This is a genomic window from Paenibacillus nicotianae, from assembly GCF_042681745.1.
Classification (GTDB): Bacteria; Bacillota; Bacilli; order Paenibacillales; family Paenibacillaceae; genus Saccharibacillus; species Saccharibacillus nicotianae.
In genome coordinates, this window is the sequence record NZ_JBHUGF010000011.1 from 1 (window position 1) to 25,611 (window position 25,611).

The window sequence follows — 25,611 nt, forward strand, 5'->3', positions numbered from 1 at the left end:
AAGTTCTCTATTTTGTAAAGGTCGGCTAAGACCTTTGTTTTACTCACTCGTTGTTCAGTTTTCAAAGATCAAACATTTCGTTTGTTGTTGTCTGTGTTTCTCGGTGACAACTTTTATATCATATCATGTTATCAACCACTTGGCAAGCACTTTTTTTGAAGTGTTTTTTCAAGTTGTTTTCGTATGATGTTTTGCTTGTGTTGTCGTTCGTTCGTGACAACTTTTATAATATATCATGTATCGTATTAGATAGTCAACACTTTTTTTGAGAATATAATAATATTATTTATAAGCTTGTAATATTGGCTTTTTGCTTATGATTTTACTGTGTTTGTTGTCTTTCTTTTATATAGATAAAAGGGTAGTTCATTTGCTTTCTGATTACAGCAAACGAACTACCCTCTTTTTAAAGATATCTTCTATTAAGAAGATATCTTTTATCTATATATGGTATAGATGTTATTTAACTTTTTTGAAGTACTTCTTTTCTTTTAATAATTTCTTGTATAAAGAGTTGGCGCTTTTCTATTAAGTTGTAGATGCTGCCATCTACAGATACAAGCGGACGTGTAGGATGTGAACGATCAGAGAAAATAATTTCTCCTATTAGACCATTACTTAGACGAACCATTGTTCCATTATGGAACTGGGTTACTTTGCTGATAAATGTAGTTACAATTTTGGGATCTAATTTGCCAAATGCTTCAGAATCGATCTGTTCTAGAACAAGATATGGCGATTGAGCTTGACTGTACGTTTTGGAAAGAGTCATCGCATGAAATATATCAGCGACTCCGACAATTTTGGCATAGATATGAATCTGATCAGCCTGTAGACGAAGTGGATACCCTGATCCATCTACTTTCTCGTGATGTTGTAGTGCTGCTAGACGTACTCCTTCACTGATACCTTTAACGTTTTTGAGGAGTTCGTAGCCGTACATCGTGTGTCGACGTATTTCTTCGACTTCTGTAGATGTTAATGTAGAGGGCTTTTGTAAAATATCCAAATCGATTTTGGCATTACCGATATCATGGAAAAGCCCTGCAAAAGCAACTTGCATTCCTTCATTAGCGGGAAGCCCTAACCATTTAGCAATTTTGTACGAAGTGAGTCCTGTTAATACGGCATTGTGGTACCAGTAATCTTGCTTATTCATACCTTTTGGATAAAAGGTCAATACATTATATTCTCTACTATATTGTAATAACTTTTCTAGTTGAACGCGTAATTCTAAAATAGGAATCTCTATAGCTGTGATATTACGAAATACATTTTTGAGTAAATTAATCATCTTTTCATAGTCTTTTTCAAAAGATAATACTTTTTGTAATGCTTTTACTTTTGCTCCTATTTCATTGGATGCATTCGATTCAGCAGCAGAAGCGATCGTGTCTTCTTTTGACGTTTTGCCGTTATTAATTTCTTCTATTAAAAAAGCACGTAAAATTTCTATGTCTTTGGGCATAACAGTTTTGCCTTTAGGAAAAAGCAAATTGCCCTGAGTTGTGAATACATCGTGTGTAATACGTACGCCTGGTGTTACATCATCAATTAATATCGCTGGCATTGGATTAACCTCGCTCTATTCAAGATACTAAAAACTTTTAGATCTTATTTTGCATTTTTCGCTAGTTCTAAAAATTTATGTACAAAATAGGGACTAAAGACTTGATTACTTAGACTTATTATATGCGTTATATGTTATTTCTTCAATCTAATTTAGTAAACTTCTTAACTATTTTTTTTGATCTATACTATAAAAAAGAGAACTTCCTTTTCAGAAAGTTCTCTTTGTATTTCGTAGTACTTACAATATCTTATTCTGCTTCGTCTGTATCGTCGACAGCGAGTTCTTGCTCGGTGCTCGGTTGCACAGCATCTTGCTCTTGTGTACTACCTATAGCATCTTCAGCAAATACTTCATCGTCTGGTGACTCGTCTTCTTCGTTTTTGTCTGTACGACAGATCGTAGCTACAGAGTCTTCATCACGAATATGAATCAGTTTGACACCCTGTGTGTTACGTCCCATTGTAGAGATTCCTTCAATATCCATCCGAATCAATGTTCCGCTTGTTGTGATAATCATTAGGTCTTCCTCGTCTTTAACTACTTTCAGACCTGCTAAGTTACCATTTTTGTCGGTTACATTCATCGTTTTGATTCCTTTACCACCGCGTGTCTGAATACGGTAGTCAGAACCCGGTGTACGTTTACCGTAACCTTTAGATGTAACAATCAATACTTTCTGATCATCATCGACGATATCCATACCAATAACAGCATCGCCTTCATCTAGCGTAATCCCTTTTACCCCTGTTGCACTACGGCCCATCGGACGAACATTGGCTTCAGAGAAACGAATAGACATACCATAAGAAGTCCCCATAATAATTTCTTGTTGTCCATCTGTTAATTTAACTTCAATCAACTCGTCATCTTCACGCATATTGATCGCAATCAGACCGCCTTTACGGATATTGGTGTAATCATCCAGACGCGTTTTTTTCACGACCCCTTGCTTGGTTGCAAAGAATAGATGTTGATCTCCTTCAAATTGCTCTACCGAAATGACTGCGTTCACCGATTCTCCTTGTTCAATCTGAATCAAGTTGATTACCGGTGTTCCGCGAGCTGTACGACCCAACTCAGGAATCTCATAGGCTTTGATGCGGTATACTTTACCTTTATCAGTAAAGAATAGCAGATGATTATGAGAGTTGGTTACAAATAGATGCTGTACAAAGTCAGTATCTTTCATATCCATCCCAATGACACCGCGTCCACCACGTTTTTGGCTACGGAATGTAGTAACTGGTGAGCGTTTGATATAGCCTGTATGAGTTATTGTTACAATAACTTCTTCTTTCGGTATCAAATCTTCATCCAGAATACTTTCTTCGCCAACTGTGATTTCTGTACGGCGCTCATCACCAAAACGTTCTTTGATTTCATTGAGCTCTGTACTGATAATTTCGAGCACCAATTCTTCATTAGCCAAAATTTCGCGATATTCAGCAATTTTAACTAATAATTCATTGTATTCATTCTCGATTTTCTCACGTTCTAGTCCTGTTAAACGTTGTAGACGCATATCCATAATCGCTTGTGCTTGTTCTAGGCTAAGAGAAAAACGCTCTATTAGACTTTCACGAGCTACATCGCTTGTATTGGATGCACGAATCATACGGATAACTTCATCTAGATTATCTAGAGCTACACGCAAACCATCTAAAATATGAGCGCGTGCTTCTGCTTTTTTGAGATCGTATTGTGTACGGCGACGAATCACTTCGATCTGATGTTGAATATAGTGATGTAGCACTTCACGTAAAGTTAGCAATTTAGGTTCATTGTTAACGATAGCTAGCATATTCACACCAAATGTAGATTGCATCGCTGTGTGTTTGTACAAGTTATTCAACACTACGCTTGGATTAACATCACGACGTAGTTCGATAACGACACGCATACCGTTACGGTCAGATTCATCACGTAGATCGGTAATGCCTTCGATTCTTTTTTCACGTACCAGTTCAGCAATTTTCTCTACCAAACGAGCTTTGTTGACCTGGTAAGGCAATTCATTAACAACAATACGTGCTTTGTTGTTATTTTCTTCGATTGTTGCTTTGGCACGCATCGTTACCGATCCACGACCTGTTTGATATGCTTGACGAATACCGGAACGTCCTAAAATATAACCAGAGGTTGGGAAATCAGGCCCCTGAATATAATCCATCAGTTCCATCGAAGTAATCTCTGGATTCTGGATCATCGCTTGTACACCATCTATTACTTCGCCTAAATTATGCGGAGGAATATTGGTAGCCATACCAACAGCGATACCGGATACACCATTGACCAATAAGTTAGGATAACGAGCTGGTAAAACGATAGGCTCTTTTTCTTCACCATCATAGTTAGGTGCAAAGTCGATTGTTTCTTTGTTGATATCACGTAACATTTCCATCGCAATTTTGGATAAACGAGCTTCGGTATAACGCATTGCTGCTGCCATATCGCCATCGATCGATCCAAAGTTACCATGACCATCCACTAACATATAACGCATAGAGAAATCTTGCGCCATCCGTACCATTGTTTCGTATACTGCAGAATCACCATGAGGGTGATACTTACCAATAACTTCACCAACGATTCTTGCTGATTTCTTATACGGTTTATCTGGAGCCATCCCAAGCTCTGACATGGCAAATAATATACGCCGATGCACAGGTTTCAAACCGTCACGTACATCAGGCAAAGCCCGGCTTACAATGATGCTCATTGCATAATCCATAAAGGAGTCACGCATTTCTACACCAATGTCCCGATCTTTAATTTGCGAAATCTTTTCTTCCGCCATGTTAAGCTTAACCTCCCTTATTGCAGCCTTCGTTTTGCTTGCACAAATGCTTGCTTATACAATGTATAAAATAAGTTTCTTGTCGCCAGAATATGGTTAAAAGTTTCTACTCTGTACTGTGTTGTCCGCTCTAGCTATGCTTACGACTACATCACTTTATTATACCATTTTTATTGGATAATGTCCTGTATTTCATCATGATTTTCAAAGCTTTTATAAATATAGTGACTACAAAAATAAAAGAGCATCTGTATATAACAAGATGCTCTTTATCTACTGCATATTTATATCTTTATATCGATAAATAATAAGGATTATACATCAAGGTTGGTCACGTATTTAGCGTGTTCTTGTATAAAGTCACGACGCGGTTCTACGTTATCACCCATCAGCGTATCAAAAATAGTATCTGCCAAAATCGCATCAGGAATACTTACTTGTAACATGATACGACTTTCAGGGTCCATCGTTGTTTCCCAAAGTTGGGTTGCATTCATCTCACCCAAACCTTTGTAACGTTGAACATTGAATTTCGCATTTTCGCCAAAGCCAGCAATAATCGCATCGCGCTCTTTTTCAGAGTTAGCATACACGGCTGTTTTGTTGCGTTCTACTTTGAATAAAGGTGGTTGGGCGATATAAATAAAGCCTGCTTCCAGTAGTTGACGCATATAGCGATAAAAGAAAGTCAATAACAGTGTACGAATATGAGCACCATCGACATCAGCATCTGTCATAATGATTACTTTGTGATAACGTGCTTTGGAAAGATCAAATTCTTCACCGATACCTGTACCTAGTGCAGTAATGATGGCTCTGATCTCAGCATTACCTAGAATACGATCCAAACGTGCTTTTTCAACGTTTAGAATTTTACCACGTAAAGGCAAAATCGCTTGGAAGTGACGATCACGTCCTTGCTTCGCTGATCCACCAGCAGAGTCACCTTCGACAATGTACAATTCGCTGATCGAAGCGTCTTTAGAAGAGCAATCTGCTAGTTTACCTGGCAATGCGCTTACTTCTAGAACACTTTTACGACGAGTTAACTCACGCGCTTTACGAGCAGCTTCACGCGCTCTAGATGCTTGTAAAGACTTTTCAAGCACACGACGAGCAACAGCAGGATTTTCGTTCATAAATTCTTGTAGTTTCTCTGAGAAAAGAGATTCTACAATCCCACGAACTTCACTGTTTCCTAGCTTCGTCTTTGTCTGTCCTTCAAATTGAGGTTCAGGAATTTTGACAGAAATAATCGCTGTTAATCCTTCACGAACATCTTCACCAGTTAGATTACCGTTGTTGTCTTTAAGCAATCCGTTACGACGAGCATAATCATTAATAATACGTGTTAAGGCACTCTTGAATCCAGATTCGTGCGTACCACCTTCATGCGTATTAATATTATTAGCAAAAGAATAAATATTCTCAGCATAGCTCTCGTTATATTGCAAAGCCACTTCAACTTGAATCATATCGCGTGAACCTTCAACATAAATCGGTTGTTCATTCAGCACTTCACGATTTTTGTTCAAATATTGAACATACTCGATAATACCGCCTTCGTATTTAAAGGTGTTAGTTACACCTGTGCGTTCGTCTGTAATCGTCATCGCTATTCCTTTGTTCAGAAAAGCTAATTCACGAATTCTACCCAGCAATGTGTCGTAATCAAATATTGTTGTTTCTGTAAAGATTTCAGAGTCAGGTTTGAATGTAACCGTTGTGCCTGTATCTTCATCTTCTCCCATTTGTCCGATCACTTTGATATCGTACTGAGGAGCTCCACGCATATACTCTTGTTGATGAATTTTGCCTTCTGTTTTGACAACGACTTTTACATGTTCAGACAAGGCGTTAACAACAGAGATACCTACACCATGCAGACCACCTGATACTTTGTATCCTCCGCCACCGAATTTACCACCGGCATGAAGAACAGTCATAACGACTTCTAAAGCAGAACGTTGTGTTTTGGCTTCTATTCCTACAGGAATCCCACGTCCATTATCGACAACAGTTACACTATTGTTCTCGTGAATAGTCACTTCAATATGATCACAATGACCTGCAAGTGCTTCATCGATACTGTTATCTACGACTTCCCAAACCAAGTGATGAAGACCCTTAGAGCTTGTGGATCCAATGTACATACCCGGACGCTTGCGAACCGCTTCTAGTCCTTCAAGTACCTGTATCTGGCTCGCATCATAAGCCGGTTGATTCATAGACATGCGATTTTCACCTACTTCTATAATTTCAGGCAGCTATATCTACAACTGCGTTCATGCATTAACAAAAAAACTATTTGCTCGTTTTTTGAGCGTCGAGGAAGAAATAGGAGAGTAGTACACTTTGTTTTTCGTGACTACGATCGACTTGGGTTCTTCTTCACCAATCGACTCTACTTTTTTATTTTCAAGAGCATTATTTACAAATTGCTTAGAAATTTTGGAAGACTTTTCGATCGATATATCAAAAATCGCGACAAGCTCCGAGGAACGGATAATCTTCTCGCCGCCCAAGTGAATATACATAGTCTGTAGTCCTCCCTACTTCTCAACGTGTCCTTGATGGACATGGAAAATCTGAGCTTCTTTAAGACGCTCTGTATTTAAACTTTCGATTCCGGTTGCTGTAATAAATGTCTGTACTTTACCTTGAAAAGTCTCGATCAGTTGTGTCTGACGATAAGGATCCAGTTCAGATAAAACATCGTCTAGCAAAAGAATAGGGTATTCTCCAATTTCTTCACGTATCAATTCGATCTCTGCTAACTTCAATGACAGGGCGGTTGTACGCTGTTGTCCCTGAGAACCAAAAACAGCTGCTTCATTGCCATTGATATGAAAAGTTAGATCATCACGATGTGGACCTGCAAGTGTTACTCCACGACGATATTCCTGTTCTTTCACTTGTGATAATTTTACCATAAATTGCTCAAATAAGACAGCTTCATCTTCCTCATCAGCCGTGCCAAACGAAGGGACATACGAAAGAATCAAATTCTCTTTGCCACCAGTTATCCCCATGTGGATAGTTTCTGCCCAGCCTTGAAGCTTGTGGATAAACTGTTTTCGTTTTTTGATAATTTTGACGCCATGTTCAACTAACTGCTCATTCCAAATATCCAGCATAGTAGAATCTTTAGATCCGGCGCTCCAAGCTTGTTTTAAATAATTGTTACGCTGGATTAAAATTTTCTGGTATTGCTGCAAATGGAAAAGATAGCTTGGTTGAACTTGACCAATCTCCATATCTAAAAAACGGCGACGTACTCCAGGAGATCCTTTCACAATTTCTAAATCTTCTGGTGCAAACATCACCGCATTGATCGTTCCCACAAATTCACTTAATTTGCGTTGTTCCAGACCGTTGATTTTAGCACGTTTGCCTTTATTCGTAAAGTTTAACTCTAATTTGACTTTACCGTATTTTTTTTCAGCTTCACATGTAATTCGAGCTTGTTCTGCATGAAAAGCAATCAGTTCTTTATCTTTATTGGTTCGATGAGATTTGGAAAGTGCCAGAACGAAAAGAGCTTCGATCAAATTTGTTTTGCCTTGAGCATTTTGCCCGATAAACAAATTGACAGCCGCGAAGGAATCCAGGTGGAGATGATCATAATTGCGATAGTTTTGCAGACTGACTTCGTTAATAAACATGGATGAGCTCCTCCAGATTATTGTTCACTTTGTACTTTGTATGAGCCCTCTCCCTGCACCTGGACTTCATCCCCAGGATACAATTTACGTCCGCGACGTTCTTCTAATTCTCCGTTAACCTGTACCATTTGTTCTTGTAAAAGAGCTTTGGCACTGCCGCCTGTGGATATACAACCTGCTAATTTCAAAAATTGATCAAGCTTAATATATTCTGTGGATATAGTGATATGTTCCATGTGAAAAGTATCGTCCTTTCGTATAGCAAACTAGGTTGTGGATATGAATAGCCAGGTATTTATCAACGGTTCTCATGATTGTAAATGATCAGGAACTTGTTGCAAAATACCTGGCTATTTTATTTGATCCTTTGTTTTAGATGATTGGATTAGTTGGTGGTACGGTATGGCAGGATAATATACAAACTACGGCTATCATCTTGCGGTTTGATAATAATCGGGCTCATTACCCCTGTGAATTGAATCGCTAATTGTTCACTTTCGATTACTTTTAGCACATCCAACATATATTTGGAGTTGAAAGAGATACGCAATGGTTCACCTTCAAAACGAGAGACTTCAAGTTGTTCGGTTACTTTACCAAGCTCGGAAGAACTAGAGGAAATTTCAACTGCTCCATTGTCCAATGTTTGCATACGCACAATATTGGTTTTTTCTTCGCGAGATAACAAGTAAGCACGATCGATTGAATCAGCTAATTTTTTGGTATCGATCACGATTTCTGTTTTGAAGTTGGTCGGGATAATTTTGGATGTATCCGGGTATGTTCCGTCCAGTATACGAGAATAGAAAAGAACACGATCAATTTTAAATAATACCTGATTATCCGCAACAACGATATCTAATAATGTGTTTTGGTCAGGAATAATTTTGCTTAATTCATTTAACGTTTTACCAGCGATAACCACATTGCTAAAACGTACTCCTGTATCTTCGCTCATATGAACAGTACGACTTGCTAACCGATGGCGGTCAGTAGCAACGAACTTGAGTTCACTTTCGTTTAGATTCCAAAGTACCCCTGTCAAAATAGGCGTTGTTTCTTGTGTAGAAATAGAAAAAGCAGTCTGCTTGATCATATTTTTGAGTAGATCGCCTGGAATAGAGATTTGTTGATTTTCTTCGATGCTCGGAAGAACAGGGAATTCTTCAGGATCTAGTCCTACAAGCTGGATATCGGTAGCACCAGAACGAATAAACGTTTGGAAACCATCGCGAACTTCCATTTCGATTTCGGAAGAAGGAAGTTTTTTGATAATTTCTACGAAAAATTTAGCAGGTAAAACAACGCTGCCTGCACGATCGATTTGCACGATAGTTTTGTCATTGTCTTCCGCAGGGATAAACGATTGGATCGAAATATCAGTATCACTTGCAGTTAATGTGACACCTGTATACGAAACATCAAATTTGATACCTGTCAAAATAGGGATTGTTGTACGGCTAGAAATAGCTTTGGAAACATGTTGTATCGATTCATTCAAATAACTTTTGGAAATTTGGATCTTCATGGTTTCACTCCTAATCAGCAAGGTTCATCTTTATCACAAATGTTTGAAGTCATTTGATAAATTTCAGAACGTGTTTTTATAAGAAGAATATATATAAATCTTTATAGTAATCGTAGTAGGGGCAGTGGATATGTGGATAACCCCTTCAAACCCACGTGTAAGTAAGCCTATCCACATGTGTATAGATTGTGTATAGGCTTGTGACTTATTCAGGATGGATTTTTAATCTTTTCCGTTAAGTTATTCACAACTTTGAACAACTCCTGATCAATCTTAAGCGTTCTAGAAATTTTCTCATGCGCATGGATAACGGTAGTGTGATCTCGTCCCCCGAAAGCTTCACCGATCTTAGGCAGAGAATAATCTGTTAATTCTCGCGATAAATACATCGCAATTTGACGTGGATATGCCACTGCTTTGGTTCTTTTACGCGCTTTAAAATCTTCCATTTTCAAATTATAAAATTCGCCAACTTTTTGTTGAATATCCTGAATGGTAATCATTCGTGGACGGCTGGACGGAATAATATCTTTGAGTGCTTCAGCAGCGAGATGAGAAGTAACATCTTGATTGGTTAGTGACGAATAAGCGACAACACGAATCAAAGCACCTTCTAGTTCGCGAATATTCGTATCTATTTGATTAGCAATATAGACCATCGCTTCATTCGGAATATCTAAATTCTCCGCTTTCGCTTTTTTCCGCAAAATAGCGATACGCGTCTCTAGATCTGGAGGTTGAATATCTGTAATCAATCCCCATTCAAACCGAGAACGAAGTCTTTCTTCAAGTGTTGGAATCTCTTTTGGCGGGCGATCACTAGAAATAATGATCTGTTTACGTTCTTCATGCAGTGCATTAAACGTATGGAAAAATTCTTCTTGCGTCTGTTCTTTGCCCGCTAAAAATTGAATATCATCGATCAGCAAAATATCAATATTGCGGTATTTGTTGCGGAAACTTTCCCCGCGGTTGTCACGAATAGCGTTAATAAATTCGTTAGTAAATTTCTCGGAAGAAATGTATACCACTTTGCTGTTTGGATTATGTTCCAAAATATAATGTCCGATTGCGTGCATTAGATGAGTTTTGCCCAGTCCTACGCCACCGTACAAAAATAATGGGTTATATGCTTTGGCAGGTGCTTCGGCTACTGCTAATGAAGCAGCATGCGCAAAGCGATTACCGGCACCAATAACAAACGTATCAAACGTATATTTGGTGTTCAGCATATTAGCAAGTGGTTCTTCTCGCATCGATATAGCAGGTTGCGATTGAGTCTGTGCCGGTAAAAGCGACTCTTCAGGAAGTGCTTCTTCGATCACAAACTTCACATCTACTTGTCTTCCCAAAAATTCAAAAACAGTTGAACTTACCAATTTGGTATACCGGCTTTCCAGCCATTCTACAGCAAAAGTGGTTGGTGCTGAAATTACAATCGAGTTCTCGGTAAAAGTCAGCGCTTTGGTTGCTTTGAACCAGGTGTCAAAGCTAGGCTTACTCAGCTTTGTTTGAATAATGGATAATATTTGCTGCCATAATTCGGAAGTATGGCTGTCCACAGACTGTCACTCCTTTTAAACTTCCAATGTGTGGCTGAAGCCATGCGCGGATATCGGAAATATTGAAAATGATAATTATAATGAATGGCGTAGAATTATCCCCAGAATACCAGAAGGTGGATAAACTAAAAAAAGGATAAGAAGAAATTGTTCACAACTTTATCCACAGGCTGTTGATAATTTTTAGGTTAGAATAATCTATTCACAGTCAAAAACAATATAATAATACCAAAAAGAACCCTTTATTTCAACGAAAACCGATAATTTATCCACAAATTCAATCTGTTGTGTATAAAACTTATGCACACCACTAGATATTGTTTATAAATTGTTTGGAACAAACTTTTTGGTTGTGGAAAAATTTTTGAATTATACACAGGCAGATTTTTAGAAAGTGTATAACTGTGGAAAAAAGAGCAGGAAAAGAACCCTGTGGATAAACCCAAAAACGAGGTGTTTTTTTGTTTGAAAGTAAACGTTGTGAATTAAAAGAATCTTTGTTGTATATTCCCTCTTTCTACATATAGAGAAAAATGTACAAATGTAATAAATGAAATTTCATTGACTTATATAGACATTTCGTGTTTAAATGTATAAGGGAATTTTTATGTGAATAGAACCAATTAAATATGGAATATAGATTTCCTGCAAGGAGGTGCACAATATGAGACCAACATTCAGACCTAACGTAAGAAAACGTAGTAAAGTACACGGATTCCGTAAAAGAATGAGTACTAAAAATGGCCGTAAAGTGCTGGCGGCTCGTCGCCTTAAAGGCAGAAAAGTCCTAAGCGCGTAAATTACTTTAAGACCACTGCGGTGGTCTTTTTTTCTTTACACTCAAAATAATGATAAAAAAATTTTAATTTACTATATATAAAGAAGTCTACTATTCTCGTTTTGAAATTAAGGGGACATTACGGTGCAAAAAAAACTGCGTTTACGGAACCGAGCAGATTTCAGCCGTGTATACCGTCATGGTCGTTCTTTTGCAAACCATCAATTTGTGGTGTATTGGTTTCATAAAAAAGATATTGAACAATTTCGGATGGGTGTGTCTGTCAGTAAAAAGGTAGGGAATGCAGTTGTCCGTAATCGGATGCGTCGTATAGTGAAGGAAATTGTACGTCATCATGCTGCTGAGATTGTACCGCAGATCGATATGGTATTTATCGTACGCAAAGGTGCACTTTCTCTACAATATAAGGAGCTTGAAAAAAGTATCCTCCACGTCCTACGCAAATCTTCTTTAATTAAGCGTTCACAACGGTAGTGCTTTCAGTTTATTTGTGTTGCTAAATATGGTATGATTTGCAGGGAAATGGAATGGCTAAGAGAGGGGTTTTGAAGTGTCGTTATTGAAGATTCGCAGAGGAAGATGGATGCTCCTCATAGCTGCCGGATTGATGATGGCTATTTTAGCAGGTTGTACACCGACTAATATGGCAACGCATTCGACAGAGGATTTACAGAACGGAGGTTGGTGGCAACGTTACGTCGTGTACTGGTTTGCCTACGCTTTAGACACTTTCGCTGATTGGTTTGGCGGAGAATATGGTCTGGCGGTTTTGGTTCTGGTGCTTATCGTACGTACATTAATTTTGCCATTGACGTTAAAACAAGTCAAAAGTTCTAAAGCAATGCAAGCAATTCAACCGCAATTACAGAAATTGCGCGAAGAATACAAAGACGATCCACAAAGACAACAAGCTGAAACAATGAAGTTATTCCAGGAAAATCAGGTTAACCCGGCTGCCGGCTGTTTACCATTGATTATTCAAATGCCTGTTTTTATCGCTTTGTATAATGCGATTATTTATAACACAGGGCTTCGTGAGCATACGTTTTTATGGTTACAATTAGGTGAACCGGATAAATGGTTTATTTTGCCGGTTATCGCTGCAATCACCACATTCCTTCAAACTAAAATGATGATGAGTATGAACCCGGCGCAAATGCAGGGGCCTATGAAAATTATGATGTATATGTATCCAATCATCATTTTCGTCATGTCTTATCAATTCCCATCAGCACTTCCGCTGTACTGGGTATACAGTAATATTTACACAATCGTACAGAATTATTTCTTGTATCGTAACAAAAATACAGTGGTTACTGATCTTGGTGCAGTTACAGATACAACAAGTGCTGCTCGCAAAATTGCTAACAACAAAGCTCGTAACAAGAAAAAGTCGAAAAAGAAACGTCGTTAAAAAATTCTATTGGAGCGCTGTTCCCCGGGGCAGCGTTCTACCTATAGATATAACGTATTATAGATCTATCGTTTTTACATTCTGAGCACCACAAGGGAGGGCCCAATTTCGAAATGACCACAGTCATTACGTCTGGAAAAACCATTGATGATGCTATAGCAGAAGGGCTTACCCGTCTAAACGCGAGTAAGGAACAAGTGCAAGTGCAAATATTGCAACAGCCGTCAAAAGGATTCCTGGGTCTATTTGGAGCGAAACCTGCCAAAGTAGAATTGACACTGTTGTCATCTAAGCCGACTGTGCAGATTCCTTCTAGCCCTGCTGTCCCTGTCTCCCTGGAAGATCGTTCTACTGCCTCTCCATCAACTACAGAGATAGCAGACAAGGAAGGCAGTGCATCTACTCTTTCTCATGATGAAGCGATACAGTTCGTCAAAGAAGTCGGTCAAAGTATAGGTCTTGAATTGGAAGTTGATATTAAGCGCAATCGAGATGGATATACGATGAATATCTCGGGTAGTGATCTGGGGCTATTAATAGGTCGCCGTGGTCAAACTTTAGATGCTCTTCAATATCTAGTAAATATTGTAGCAAATCGCTATTCAGACAAATATGTACGCATTTTGTTAGATGCTGAAAATTTCCGCGAACGTCGCCGGAAAACATTAGAAGATTTAGCAGATCGTTTGGCAGGTAGAGTAATTCGTAGTGGAAAAGAAGTGGTACTGGAACCTATGTCTTCGCAAGAACGCAAAGTGATTCATGCCAAACTTCAAAACCATGCTCGTGTGAAAACGATCAGTAAAGGCGAAGAACCTAATCGCCGTGTAGTGATTACACTTCGATAATGAGTAAACGTCATGCAATGATTTTTTGCCTTTTCGGCAGAAGATCATTGCTTTTTATTTAGTTGGAAGTATATTGATTTTAATTTTGGAGAAAGAAAGGTGAGTAATTATTATGATAAGTGATACTATTGCTGCTATATCTACTGCTGTCGGAGAAGCCGGGATAGCAGTTATTCGTGTCAGTGGACCGCAGTCGATTGGAGAAGTCGATCAACTTTTTCGAGGCAAACAAAAATTAGTGGATGCCGATAGTCATACAGTACATTACGGTTATATTATTGACCCTGATTCCGGCGAAAAAATGGAAGAAGTACTGGTAACGATTATGCGTGCTCCTCGTTCATTTACGACTGAAGATGTTGTTGAAATCAGTTCTCATGGTGGAGTGGTATCTGTACGTCGCCTGATGGAGCTTCTACTGCAACAACAGATTCGTATCGCAGAACCAGGAGAATTTACCAAACGTGCTTTTTTAAATGGGCGGATCGATTTGTCGCAAGCTGAAGGTGTAATCGATTTGATTCGTTCCAAATCAGACAAAGCTTTTTCGGTGGCATTGCGTCAGGTAGAAGGGAAGCTATCACGGCAGATCAAACCATTACAACAAATATTAATCGAAATGGTTGCTCATATCGAAGTGAATATCGATTATCCTGAACATGATGTAGAATCGGTGACTTCTGATTTTATCAAACAAAAATCAATGGAAGTAATCGGTGGTATTGATGAATTGTTACGTACCGCTAATGAAGGTAAGATTCTGCGTGAAGGGATCACTACAGCGATTGTAGGGCGACCGAATGTAGGTAAATCTTCACTGTTAAATACGTTAGCGCAAGATAACCGCGCTATTGTCACTGATATTCCAGGTACGACTCGTGACGTGATCGAAGAATTTGTTACGATCAACAATATTCCTTTGAAATTGCTGGATACCGCAGGGATTCGGGAAACGATTGATGTTGTTGAAAAAATTGGGGTTGAACGTTCCCGCACTGCTGTAAGCGAAGCCGATCTGATCTTACTGGTACTGAATCACAATGAAGCGCTACACGAAGATGAAATTCAGTTATTAGAACAATTGAAAGATCGTCAGGTTATTATTATTGTGAATAAAATGGATCTGTATCGTCAGTTGGATCTGGTGAAGTTGGAAGAGTATTTCCCGAAAGAAAGTATTGTAACGATGTCTGTTAAAGAGCAAAAAGGTATTGATAAGTTAGAAGAAGCGATCTCCACGTTATTTTTTGGAGGTAAATTAGAATCGGCTGATCTGACGTATGTAAGTAATGTGCGACATATTGCGTTGCTCAAACAAGCGAAACGTTCGTTACAAGATGCATATCAAGCGTCTGATGAAATGATTCCGATCGATTTGATTCAAATTGATGTTCGTCTAGCGTGGGAACAATTAGGGGAAATTATCGGGGATTCGGCTCCAGATTCGTTGATTGATCAAATTTTCTCTCAATTTTGTCTTGGAAAATAAGTAGGTATACAGGGTTTTGTGACATAAACATTTAAAAATTGCGTTAAATTTACGATTTTATCACATGAGTGCGGTTGTTTTACGATATACTTGAGTGTAGGCTTGAACATGAACAATAATGACTTGAGCTATAAATAATATAATGTTTAGTTGTGCAGGAAGACTGTACGACTTGAAATATAGAGGAGGTACACTCCATGACATATATGGGTGGAGAATATGATGTTATTGTAATCGGTGCAGGGCATGCAGGTTGTGAATCAGCACTGGCGGCAGCACGTATGGGATGCAGTACATTGATGATTACGATTAATCTGGATATGGTGGCATTTATGCCATGTAATCCTTCAATAGGTGGCCCGGCTAAAGGGCATGTAGTACGTGAAATCGATGCTCTTGGCGGCGAAATGGGACGCAATATCGATAAAACGTTTATCCAAATGCGGATGTTAAATACAGCAAAAGGACCTGCTGTACATGCACTACGTGCACAAGCAGACAAATTTTCTTATCAGCATACGATGAAAGAAACGATGGAAGAAGAACCTAATTTGACACTTCGTCAAGGTATGGTAGAGCGTCTGATCGTAGAAGATGGACATTGTACAGGAGTGATCACTAAGACTGGAACAACGTACAAAGGGAAATCGATCGTATTGACAACAGGCACGTATTTACGTGGTAAAGTGATTATGGGTGAACTGGCTTATGAAAGTGGGCCCAACAATCAACAACCTTCGATCAAATTGTCAGAACATTTGAAAGAGTTAGGTTTTGAATTGGTACGTTTTAAAACAGGTACGCCACCACGTATACATCGTGATAGTATTGATTTTTCCAAAACAGAGATTCAACCAGGTGATGATAAAGTTAAATTTTTCTCTTATGAAACGGAATCGTCAAGCAATGAGCAAATGCCTTGCTGGTTAACATATACTTCTTTAGAAACGCATCAGATTATTAGCGACAATCTTCATCGTGCGCCGATGTTCTCGGGGATGATCGAAGGAACAGGCCCTCGTTATTGTCCGTCTATTGAAGATAAAATTGTTCGCTTTAGCGATAAACCGAAACACCAGATTTTCTTAGAACCTGAAGGTAAAAATACGTCGGAATATTATGTACAAGGTCTGTCTACCAGTCTACCTGAAGAAGTGCAGTTGCAAGTATTGCGCTCGATTCCTGGACTGGAAAAAGTAGAAATGATGCGTAACGGATATGCAATCGAATATGATGCTATGGTGCCTACCCAATTGTGGCCTACACTTGAAACCAAACAAATGCCTGGATTGTTTACAGCCGGACAAATTAACGGTACATCCGGTTATGAAGAAGCAGCAGGTCAAGGGATTATGGCTGGAATTAATGCTGCGCGCAAAGCACAAGGTAAAGAAGGCGTTGTATTAGATCGTTCACAAGGATATATCGGTGTATTGATCGATGATCTAGTGACCAAAGGAACTAACGAACCTTATCGTCTACTTACTTCTCGTGCAGAATATCGCTTATTGCTTCGTCATGATAATGCCGATATGCGTTTGACCGAAATCGGACATGATATTGGTCTAGTAAAAGAAGATCGCTATCAGAAGTTTTTGGATAAAAAAGCGAAAGTAGAACAAGAGATTCAACGTCTAAGCAAAACAAAAGTAAAACCTGTAGAGATCAATGAATTGTTAGCAACAATCGATTCTTCGGCACTACAAAACGGTGTAGATTTATTAACAGTGCTTCGTCGTCCAGAAGTATCATATAGTATTATCGAAGCAGTCTCACCTTCGCCTGAACCATTAACAGAAGATATGAAAGAGCAAGTTGAAATTCAGATCAAATATGCAGGTTATATTGAAAAACAACAATCTCATGTCGAACGTCTGAAAAAAATGGAACAAAAGAAATTGCCTGAAACGATTGTCTATGAAGAAGTTAAAGGATTAGCAACAGAAGCCCAACAAAAAATGGCTAAAATCCGTCCTTTATCGATCGGACAAGCTTCGCGTATTTCAGGAGTAACACCAGCAGATATTTCAGTTCTACTTGTGTATCTGGAACACTATAATCGGGTAACCGCAGCACGGGGGTAAGGAATGGATTCAATTCAACAGCATTTTACCGAAACATTAGCAGCACAAAATATTACAATCAATGAGCAACAATTAGAACAATTTGAAGGTTATTATCAAGAGTTGATTACGTGGAATGAAAAAATGAATTTGACCGGTATTACGGAACGAGATCAAGTGTATAACAAGCATTTTTATGATTCGATTTCCCTTGCTTTTTATATGGATCTGAATGAAATACAGACACTTGCTGATATCGGATCAGGTGCTGGATTTCCAGGTATTCCGCTTAAAATTATGTTTCCACATATCAAGCTTCGAATTATCGATTCGCTCAACAAACGGATTCAATTTTTGCAAAGTGTAGTGAATCGTCTGGGGCTACAAGATGTCGAATTGATTCATGGACGCGCAGAAGAGTGGGGACAAAAGGAAGGGTATCGTGATCATCATGATCTAGTAACAGCTAGAGCGGTTGCTAAGCTTTCTGTGCTGAATGAATTTTGCTTACCATTCGTCAAAACAGGCGGTACATTTGCAGCGATGAAAGGGATTGATCCTGCTGAAGAAATTCAGCATGCTTTTCGCAGTCTAGGATTGTTAAAAGGAAAAGTTCGTGAAGTTCATCATTTCCAATTGCCAGTAGAACAATCAGATCGTCATATTATTTTAATTACTAAAGAAGCGGCTACACCAGCTAAGTATCCACGTAAAGCAGGTACACCGATGAAAGAACCATTAGGTTAAGATATTGATATGAATGATCATCACTAAAATAGTCTGTAGACAAAAGTTGTATAGCATTGTTTCACGTGGAACATGCTGTACAACTTTTTGTTATGTTTGAATATAGATTGCCATAATTTTAGTCACAATTTTTGTTGTTCTATCATAGGATTATGGGTTGAAAAGTGCTAAAATAATATAGATGGAAGTACAAGGAAATAAGTTGTATGTCTTATTAGTATTACCAAGTACACCTGTCATTCAGGTGTTGCTATCACGAGATTAGGTGGTCTTATACCGAATGAAAGAACAATTTTCCAAATTGTTTGGCTTGACTGAACGCGCAAATGGGGAAGAAGTCAAACAGATACCAGTTGCGAATATCACAACTAGCCCGTATCAACCCCGTACTATTTTTGATGATGCTAAAATCGAAGAATTGTGCCAGACGATCAAAACTCATGGTGTAATTCAGCCTATTGTTGTACGTATGCGTAATAATAAATACGAAATTATTGCTGGTGAACGGCGCTATCGGGCGGTTACCAAATTGGGATTGCCAACGATTCCGGCTATTGTTCGTGAGTTCAATGATTCACAAGCGGCTTCAATTGCTTTGATCGAGAATTTGCAACGTGAAGGGTTAACAGCGATAGAAGAAGCAATGGCTTATCAAAAATTAATTGATCTGCATAATCTCACTCAAGAAAGTTTGGCTCAACGGTTAGGCAAAAGCCAGTCTACGATTGCTAACAAAATTCGGCTTTTGAATTTACCTGATGTGATTAAGCAAGCATTAATGGCTCGTCAAGTTACTGAACGACATGCTCGCGCTTTATTATCACTGGCAAATGAAGAGTTACAACTTCGTATATTGAACGAAATTATTGAAAAAGAATTGAATGTAAAACAAACAGAAGCTCGGGTGGCTTTTTATAAAGAAAAAACAAAAATCGTTAAAAAATCTAAACGAATCTCGTATACCAAAGATGTGCGATTAGCACTGAATACGATTCGCCAATCGATTGATCTCGTATCTGGATCAGGGCTCGCGATTAATACCTCTGAACAAGATCATGAAGATCATTATGAAATTGTGATAAAGATACCAAAGCGCTAACAGCGAAGTGCTTATTTTGCATTTAGGCTGTTAGTATAGAACGGAATAAACATTGTTATCATCAAGCGAATTTCATACTATTGGGGTGAATTAGTTGTCGAAAATTATAGCTATAGCGAATCAAAAAGGTGGCGTTGGTAAAACAACCACATCTGTCAATCTGGGAGCTTGTCTGGCAACTTTGGGTAAACGGGTTCTATTAATCGATATTGATCCACAGGGAAATACAACCAGTGGAGTAGGTATTAATAAAGCGGATGTTGAAAATTGTATTTACGATATTATTATCAATGATGTTGCTCCCAAAGATACGATTAAAACGACTGTAATCGAAGGATTGCATATTATTCCGGCTACGATCCAACTTGCAGGAGCAGAAGTTGAATTAGTACCTGCAATATCACGAGAATTGCGTTTGAAAAATGCAATCAGTCAGGTCAAACAAGATTATGATTACATCTTAATTGACTGCCCACCGTCGCTTGGTATTTTGACTATTAATTCATTAACAGCAGCAGATTCTGTATTGATTCCGATTCAGTGTGAATATTATGCGCTTGAAGGTCTAAGCCAGCTATTAAATACAGTGCGCTTGGTACAAAAACATTTGAATACTGATCTTCAGATTGAAGGCGTATTATTAACAATGCTAGATGCACGTACCAATCTTGGTATTCAGGTGATCGAAGAAGTTAAAAAATATTTCCAAGATAAAGTATACCGGACTATTATTCCGCGTAATGTTCGCTTGAGTGAAGCACCTTCACATGGTAAAGCGATTATTACTTATGATCCTCGTTCTAAAGGAGCAGAAGTTTACTTAGAGCTGGCAAAGGAAGTGGTTTCTTATGAGTAAACGTCTTGGTAAGGGGCTAGATGCACTGATTCCTTCATTATCTGTAAATGATGACGATAAAATTGTAGAAATTAGTTTAAAAGAATTACGTCCTAATCCATATCAACCACGCAAAAATTTCGACCATGAATCGATTCAAGAATTAGCAGAATCTATCAGTCAGCATGGTGTGATTCAACCCATTATTGTACGTAAAGTGCTTAAAGGATACGAAATTATTGCAGGAGAGCGTCGCTACCGTGCTTCAGAAGTAGCTGGCAAAAAAACGATTCCTACAGTGATTCGTAGCTTTACAGATCAACAAGTGATGGAAATAGCATTAATCGAAAATGTACAGCGTGAGAACTTAAATGCACTTGAAGTAGCTACAGCTTATCAAGCTCTGATGGAAGAGTTCAAAATGACTCAAGAAGAATTAGCGACAAAAGTAGGCAAATCTCGCTCTCATATCGCTAACTTTTTACGATTATTATCACTGCCTGATGCTGTAAAAGAACATGTTTCACGTGGAACATTATCGATGGGACATGCGCGTTCATTAGTAAGTGTGAAAAAAGAAGAAGTTATTATTGCTTTAGCTAATAAAGCGATTGAACAAGAATGGAATGTACGTCAATTAGAAGAAGCAGTCCAGAATCTAGACAAAAAGAAAGAAGATTCGACTAAAAGTAAAACAAAAAAAACAGATCCTTATCTAGTAGATGTTGAAGAAACATTACGTGATCGTTTTCAAACGACGGTTAAAATCAAACATAGCAACAAAGACAAAGGAAAAATTGAATTAAATTATTACAGCAAACAAGATCTAGAACGATTGTTAGAAATGTTAAATCAGATGTAAGCAGGAGGATGCTACATTGTCAGCTCAATATCATGAGGGTCAAAATGTAATCTATCTAGATCATGCAGCCACATCTTTTCCTAAGCCGCCCGAAGTGAGTCAAGCATTGTTATATGCGTTAGAACAAGCTTCTGCTAATCCTGGTCGTGGTAGCCATCGTATGGCTGTTCAAGCGAGTCGTGAATTATTTAACTGTCGCAAAACATTATCCAAACTTCTGGATGTACATAACCCTGTAGATATTGCTTTTACAGCTAATACTACAGTAGCTTTGAATATGGCTATTCAAGGGTATCTAGAAGCAGGCGATCATGTAATATCGACGATGACAGAACACAATTCAGTACGTCGACCTTTAGAAGCGCTAAGACGCAGTATCGGAATAGAAATAACATATATTCCTGTAAATGCTCAAGGAGATATTAATTTAGCTGAAGTCGATCAAGCTTTTAGGCCGCGAACGCGGCTTTTGGTATGTAATCATAGCTCTAATCTATTAGGTAGCATATTACCTGTGGCTGAATTGTCTAGTATAGCTCACGATCATGGAGCCAAAATTTTGGTTGATATCGCTCAAAGTGCCGGGCATATACCGGTATCTTTATCAACATGGCAAATCGATATGGCTGCTTTTCCAGGTCATAAAGGATTGTTAGGTCCGCAAGGAACAGGTGGGTTATATATAGCGCCTGATCTGGATCTTCATCCTTGGATCTATGGAGGCACTGGAAGCCAATCAGAAGAGATTCATCAACCAACAGTAAGACCGGATCGTTATGAAGCAGGAACGCCTAATACACCCGGTATAGCAGGTCTACATGCAGGTGCTCGACATGTGTTAGAGCGTTCTGTAACCACTATTGCGGAAGAAGAGCAACACTTGTCGCAAATGATGATAGAACAGTTACTGCATATCCCCGGGGTGTCTGTTTTGGGACCAGAACTTGGCAAAGAACGTACAGGTATTGTATCTTTTATAATGGAGCATAAAGACAGTGCAGAGATCGCTTTTCGTTTAGATCGAGAATTCGATATAGCAGTAAGAGCAGGAATGCATTGTACTCCACTTGCTCATCTATCTGCCGGAACTTTAAATACAGGCGCTGTACGTGCTAGCGTTGGATACCGATCTACTGTAGATGATATAGATCGACTGATCGAAGCTATTGGATATATCCATCGTACGTAAAATCAGAGCGGAATCAATCAATAAATACGATATTCTAACTAAGCTGATTAGAAAATATAAATAGCAATAAAAGAAGGAAAGAGGAGAGCAGACAACGATGGCGGAATTGAATGGACTGATAGCAGAACAGTTGTATTTGTTTGTAGGAGGTATAGCTGTAATCATGATTATTTTATTGATTATTGCTATCGTACAAGCAGTCAAATTAAGCAAAATGCGTAAACGATACAATCAGATGATGGCAGGCAGCGGAGTCGAAAACTTAGAAACTCTATTGCTAGATTTGAAATTACAAATGGATTCGATCGAAGATGATGAACAAAATAAACGCGATCGTTTTCAAGCGATCGAAAATCGTTTACGCCAAGTACCAGCACATATCGGAATGAAACGATACAATGCGTTTTCTGATCATGGTAGTGATCTTAGCTTTTCATTAGCGATTCTAAATGATGAATCAGACGGTGTTATTCTTACAGGGCTTCATAACCGAGATAGCTCTTATATGTATGCTAAGCCAATCGTCAAAAGCGAATCTACCTACAACTTATCTCCTGAAGAAAAAGAAGCCATTCAACTTGCAAAATCGCCAACACTAACCAAATCATAAATAAGGTTTAAATGCCTTATCATCGCCGTCGTAATCGCAAAGATGCTAATACAGCTCTTATGTGTGCGGCGGCGATTTTGTATCTATGCACAGATACGTGTAAGCTTTAAGAAAGAGAAAGTACTATTTGTAGGGACATCAATTGTAAAAGGGGGTAAAGAAAAAGGTGGATGATATACTGATAATTGCGTTTGATTCTACACAACAGGCTTTGCGAGCAGAGATGTTACTCGAATATGCAGATATTGAAAATGATATGTTCCCTACACCGAAAGAGATTACTGCTGGTTGCGCGTTGTGTATACAATTCCCAGCAACAGATTTGCAGGAAGTGGATCATATTATCAAAGCAGAACAAGTGGAAATCCGGGGTATTTTTAAACAAAAACAACAGACATATGAGCAAGTTGTGTTATAGGAGGGTGAATAAATGAAAGGCTTTTTAAATCAAGAAATAGGTGGACAAGATATTCAGCAATTAACAGAAACAGCGACAGATCAAGTGAGTGGATTTACAAGCAGTTTGTGGAAATGGGCAAGCGATACCGATATGTGGTGGCAATTTTTATTTTCTAGTATTCGGATCATACTGATTTTTATACTGACTCAAATCGCTATTAAGGTGATAAGCAAAGTAATTGAGCGTTCTTTGCAAGGGAAAGACAAAAGCAGACTCAGAACGAATCCAAGACGATTTATTACGATAGGCGAACTATTAAAAAATGTCGTTTCGAGTGTATTTAATTTTATTATGATTATGTTAGTTTTGAATGAATTTGGATTTAATTTGACGCCATTATTAACAGGAGCCGGAGTAGCAGGTCTAGCGATCAGTTTTGGTGCACAAAGTATAGTGAAGGATATTATTACAGGATTCTTTATTATTTTTGAAGACCAATTTGCTGTAGGTGATGTGATTCAGGTCGGAACGTATAAAGGAACTGTACAGATGGTAGGATTACGTACAACCCGTCTGGTAAGCTGGAATGGTGAAGTGAATATTATTCCGAACGGTTCGATTATCAGTGTAACCAACTTCTCGCTTTCTAATTCGTTAGCTGTAGTCGATGTTCCATTGAAATTAGAACGAAGTATGGATGATGCGCTGAAATTAGTCAAACAAGCGGTAGAAGAATTGAAAGACGACCATCCAGAAATGTTGAAAATGCCAGAAGTATTAGGGATTCAATCCTTAACCACAGCAGAGTATGCGATTCGGATTGTTGCCGAGTGTCAGCCTAACTCAAGAGCAGGTGTAGAACGTGCTGTACAAACGGCTGTCAAAAAAGCACTCGATCATGAAGAAGAGCAACGTTTACTGTTAGAAGCGCAACAACAAGAGGAAGAAGATCAAAAACAAAAAGAAGTAGAATCAGCAAATTCTCCATTGCAAGGTGAAGGAGAACTGGAATCAAAAGCGAAAGATAAACGAGATGAAAATATATCCAACGATCAATAAAAGTTTTGATAATCATTAATATAAACATGTGGATAAGTATGCTAAATTATAAGATTATAGTAGGATAGAGAAAGTGAAGTTGATTAGGAACGGTGGAGGGTGAAAAAATGGAACGTAAGGTTTTTCAATTGGGCGATATTGTGCAAATGAAAAAGCCACATCCTTGTGGAAGTAATGAGATGGAAATTATTCGAATGGGGATGGATATTCGAATAAAATGTGTAGGTTGTAAGCATAGTATATTAGTGCCTAGAGCCAAATTTGAGAAAAATATGAAAAAAGTATTACGATCGGCTGATAGTGAAGTTCAACCAATGAGTGAGTAAGCGAGCAAAAAAGAAATAAAGTTATCAACAGAATAGAGCTAGAAAAGAGTTAAATGAAAGGTTATCCACTGTGGATAACCTTTTTTATTTGCTTTTGATTAGGATTGTGCATAACTACAGCAACAATCGCATTAATATAAACAATGAATTAGTAGAATATAACAGGAGAGGAGTGAAAGCAAGTTTTATAATAGATAGATGCTTCAATACAGGCATTAATCAGAGGATAAAGTACAGATCGTAAGCAATTTTACACAATTTCAAGCCAAAATATGCTGAAAAAGGTGTAAGAAGATTGGTAGAACAGAAATGATGGATATAGAGATAAAATCTATCAAAATAAGCATTATTCATCAAAATTTATAAAAATGCATAGAGTGTATAATGCTTTGCCTAATGGCAACAACTATACTAAAACTGTTATAGTACAGATAGATACAGCTTAGATTGGAACACCATATGTATAGTTGATCTTCATTATGACCAGGTACCAATATAGGCGGAAAATGCTGTTCTGTAAAGGGAAATCTATTCTTGCCAACCCTAATACAATGCAGTATAATCAATTTTGTTGTCAACTCAGACAAGGAGAGGTACCCAAGAGGTTATAAGGGGACTGACTCGAAATCAGTTAGGCGCTTCAGGGCGTGCGAGGGTTCGAATCCCTCTCTCTCCGCCACTTCGATTTCCACATGATTTTTACCACTTACATATTGTTTACTAAGCTCTGTCGCAGAATTGCGATG

The 25,611-nt window shown here is 38.4% G+C and carries 23 protein-coding genes and 1 tRNA gene; 16 read left to right on the forward strand and 8 right to left on the reverse strand.

The window, feature by feature from the left end; translation table 11 throughout:
* Positions 1-463 precede the first annotated feature (463 nt).
* From ACFSGI_RS18700 to dnaA, 8 genes are all read right to left on the reverse strand, one after another.
* Positions 464-1,570 (reverse strand): HD-GYP domain-containing protein, encoded by a 1,107-nt coding sequence (locus tag ACFSGI_RS18700; RefSeq protein ID WP_204825734.1) that lies wholly within the window; start codon positions 1,568-1,570, stop codon positions 464-466.
* Between the two features lie 250 nt (positions 1,571-1,820).
* On the reverse strand, positions 1,821-4,370 hold the full coding sequence (gene gyrA / locus ACFSGI_RS18705; RefSeq protein WP_204825735.1) for a DNA gyrase subunit A: 2,550 nt from the start codon (positions 4,368-4,370) through the stop codon (positions 1,821-1,823).
* A 314-nt stretch (positions 4,371-4,684) separates the two neighbouring features.
* Positions 4,685-6,604 carry a DNA topoisomerase (ATP-hydrolyzing) subunit B gene (gene gyrB / locus ACFSGI_RS18710; RefSeq protein WP_204825736.1) on the reverse strand — a complete coding sequence of 640 codons (1,920 nt, stop codon included), beginning with the start codon at positions 6,602-6,604 and terminating at the stop codon, positions 4,685-4,687.
* A 51-nt stretch (positions 6,605-6,655) separates the two neighbouring features.
* Positions 6,656-6,907 (reverse strand): extracellular matrix regulator RemB, encoded by a 252-nt coding sequence (gene remB, locus ACFSGI_RS18715; RefSeq protein ID WP_069326373.1) that lies wholly within the window; start codon positions 6,905-6,907, stop codon positions 6,656-6,658.
* Between the two features lie 15 nt (positions 6,908-6,922).
* The gene (recF, locus tag ACFSGI_RS18720; RefSeq protein WP_204825737.1) at positions 6,923-8,035 is read right to left on the reverse strand and encodes a DNA replication/repair protein RecF; all 1,113 of its coding nucleotides are present in this window, start codon (positions 8,033-8,035) and stop codon (positions 6,923-6,925) included.
* Positions 8,036-8,052: 17 nt separating this feature from the next.
* Positions 8,053-8,271, reverse strand: a complete 219-nt coding sequence (gene yaaA / locus ACFSGI_RS18725; protein ID WP_204825738.1) for a S4 domain-containing protein YaaA — start codon at positions 8,269-8,271, stop codon at positions 8,053-8,055.
* A 149-nt stretch (positions 8,272-8,420) separates the two neighbouring features.
* A complete protein-coding gene (gene dnaN / locus ACFSGI_RS18730) occupies positions 8,421-9,563 on the reverse strand; it encodes a DNA polymerase III subunit beta (RefSeq protein WP_069326376.1) in 1,143 nt (380 codons plus the stop codon).
* Positions 9,564-9,772: 209 nt separating this feature from the next.
* Positions 9,773-11,125, reverse strand: coding sequence for a chromosomal replication initiator protein DnaA (gene dnaA / locus ACFSGI_RS18735; protein WP_069326377.1), 1,353 nt, complete (start codon positions 11,123-11,125; stop codon positions 9,773-9,775).
* A 664-nt stretch (positions 11,126-11,789) separates the two neighbouring features.
* Here dnaA and rpmH point away from each other — a divergent pair.
* From rpmH to ACFSGI_RS18815, 16 genes are all read left to right on the forward strand, one after another.
* On the forward strand, positions 11,790-11,924 hold the full coding sequence (rpmH, locus tag ACFSGI_RS18740) for a 50S ribosomal protein L34 (protein ID WP_069326378.1): 135 nt from the start codon (positions 11,790-11,792) through the stop codon (positions 11,922-11,924).
* A gap of 123 nt (positions 11,925-12,047) precedes the next feature.
* Complete coding sequence (gene rnpA, locus ACFSGI_RS18745) at positions 12,048-12,398, forward strand: ribonuclease P protein component (protein WP_204825739.1); 351 nt, start codon at positions 12,048-12,050, stop codon at positions 12,396-12,398.
* A gap of 76 nt (positions 12,399-12,474) precedes the next feature.
* The gene (locus tag ACFSGI_RS18750; RefSeq protein WP_204825740.1) at positions 12,475-13,338 is read left to right on the forward strand and encodes a YidC/Oxa1 family membrane protein insertase; all 864 of its coding nucleotides are present in this window, start codon (positions 12,475-12,477) and stop codon (positions 13,336-13,338) included.
* Between the two features lie 113 nt (positions 13,339-13,451).
* Positions 13,452-14,186, forward strand: coding sequence for an RNA-binding cell elongation regulator Jag/EloR (gene jag, locus ACFSGI_RS18755; protein WP_204825741.1), 735 nt, complete (start codon positions 13,452-13,454; stop codon positions 14,184-14,186).
* Between the two features lie 112 nt (positions 14,187-14,298).
* Positions 14,299-15,675, forward strand: coding sequence for a tRNA uridine-5-carboxymethylaminomethyl(34) synthesis GTPase MnmE (gene mnmE, locus ACFSGI_RS18760; protein ID WP_204825742.1), 1,377 nt, complete (start codon positions 14,299-14,301; stop codon positions 15,673-15,675).
* A 197-nt stretch (positions 15,676-15,872) separates the two neighbouring features.
* Positions 15,873-17,759 (forward strand): tRNA uridine-5-carboxymethylaminomethyl(34) synthesis enzyme MnmG, encoded by a 1,887-nt coding sequence (mnmG, locus tag ACFSGI_RS18765; RefSeq protein ID WP_204825743.1) that lies wholly within the window; start codon positions 15,873-15,875, stop codon positions 17,757-17,759.
* Positions 17,760-17,762: 3 nt separating this feature from the next.
* Positions 17,763-18,485 carry a 16S rRNA (guanine(527)-N(7))-methyltransferase RsmG gene (rsmG, locus tag ACFSGI_RS18770; RefSeq protein WP_204825744.1) on the forward strand — a complete coding sequence of 241 codons (723 nt, stop codon included), beginning with the start codon at positions 17,763-17,765 and terminating at the stop codon, positions 18,483-18,485.
* A 280-nt stretch (positions 18,486-18,765) separates the two neighbouring features.
* Positions 18,766-19,584: a nucleoid occlusion protein gene (gene noc, locus ACFSGI_RS18775; protein ID WP_204825745.1), complete on the forward strand. Its 819-nt coding sequence runs from the start codon at positions 18,766-18,768 to the stop codon at positions 19,582-19,584.
* A gap of 94 nt (positions 19,585-19,678) precedes the next feature.
* Entirely contained in the window at positions 19,679-20,440 is a 762-nt protein-coding gene (locus ACFSGI_RS18780) for a ParA family protein (protein ID WP_204825746.1), read from the forward strand.
* The gene (locus ACFSGI_RS18785) at positions 20,433-21,281 is read left to right on the forward strand and encodes a ParB/RepB/Spo0J family partition protein (RefSeq protein WP_204825747.1); all 849 of its coding nucleotides are present in this window, start codon (positions 20,433-20,435) and stop codon (positions 21,279-21,281) included. Before ACFSGI_RS18780 ends, ACFSGI_RS18785 begins: the two co-directional genes overlap by 8 nt.
* A 16-nt stretch (positions 21,282-21,297) precedes the next feature.
* Positions 21,298-22,470: an aminotransferase class V-fold PLP-dependent enzyme gene (locus ACFSGI_RS18790; RefSeq protein ID WP_204825748.1), complete on the forward strand. Its 1,173-nt coding sequence runs from the start codon at positions 21,298-21,300 to the stop codon at positions 22,468-22,470.
* Positions 22,471-22,567: 97 nt separating this feature from the next.
* Positions 22,568-23,080: a DUF4446 family protein gene (locus ACFSGI_RS18795; RefSeq protein WP_204825749.1), complete on the forward strand. Its 513-nt coding sequence runs from the start codon at positions 22,568-22,570 to the stop codon at positions 23,078-23,080.
* A gap of 175 nt (positions 23,081-23,255) precedes the next feature.
* Positions 23,256-23,498 (forward strand): putative Se/S carrier protein, encoded by a 243-nt coding sequence (locus ACFSGI_RS18800; RefSeq protein WP_379284421.1) that lies wholly within the window; start codon positions 23,256-23,258, stop codon positions 23,496-23,498.
* Positions 23,499-23,510: 12 nt separating this feature from the next.
* Positions 23,511-24,539 (forward strand): mechanosensitive ion channel family protein, encoded by a 1,029-nt coding sequence (locus tag ACFSGI_RS18805; protein ID WP_204825751.1) that lies wholly within the window; start codon positions 23,511-23,513, stop codon positions 24,537-24,539.
* A 107-nt stretch (positions 24,540-24,646) separates the two neighbouring features.
* Complete coding sequence (locus tag ACFSGI_RS18810) at positions 24,647-24,865, forward strand: DUF951 domain-containing protein (protein WP_204825752.1); 219 nt, start codon at positions 24,647-24,649, stop codon at positions 24,863-24,865.
* Positions 24,866-25,452: 587 nt separating this feature from the next.
* Positions 25,453-25,544: transfer RNA gene (locus tag ACFSGI_RS18815), tRNA-Ser, on the forward strand.
* The last annotated feature ends 67 nt before the right edge of the window (positions 25,545-25,611 follow it).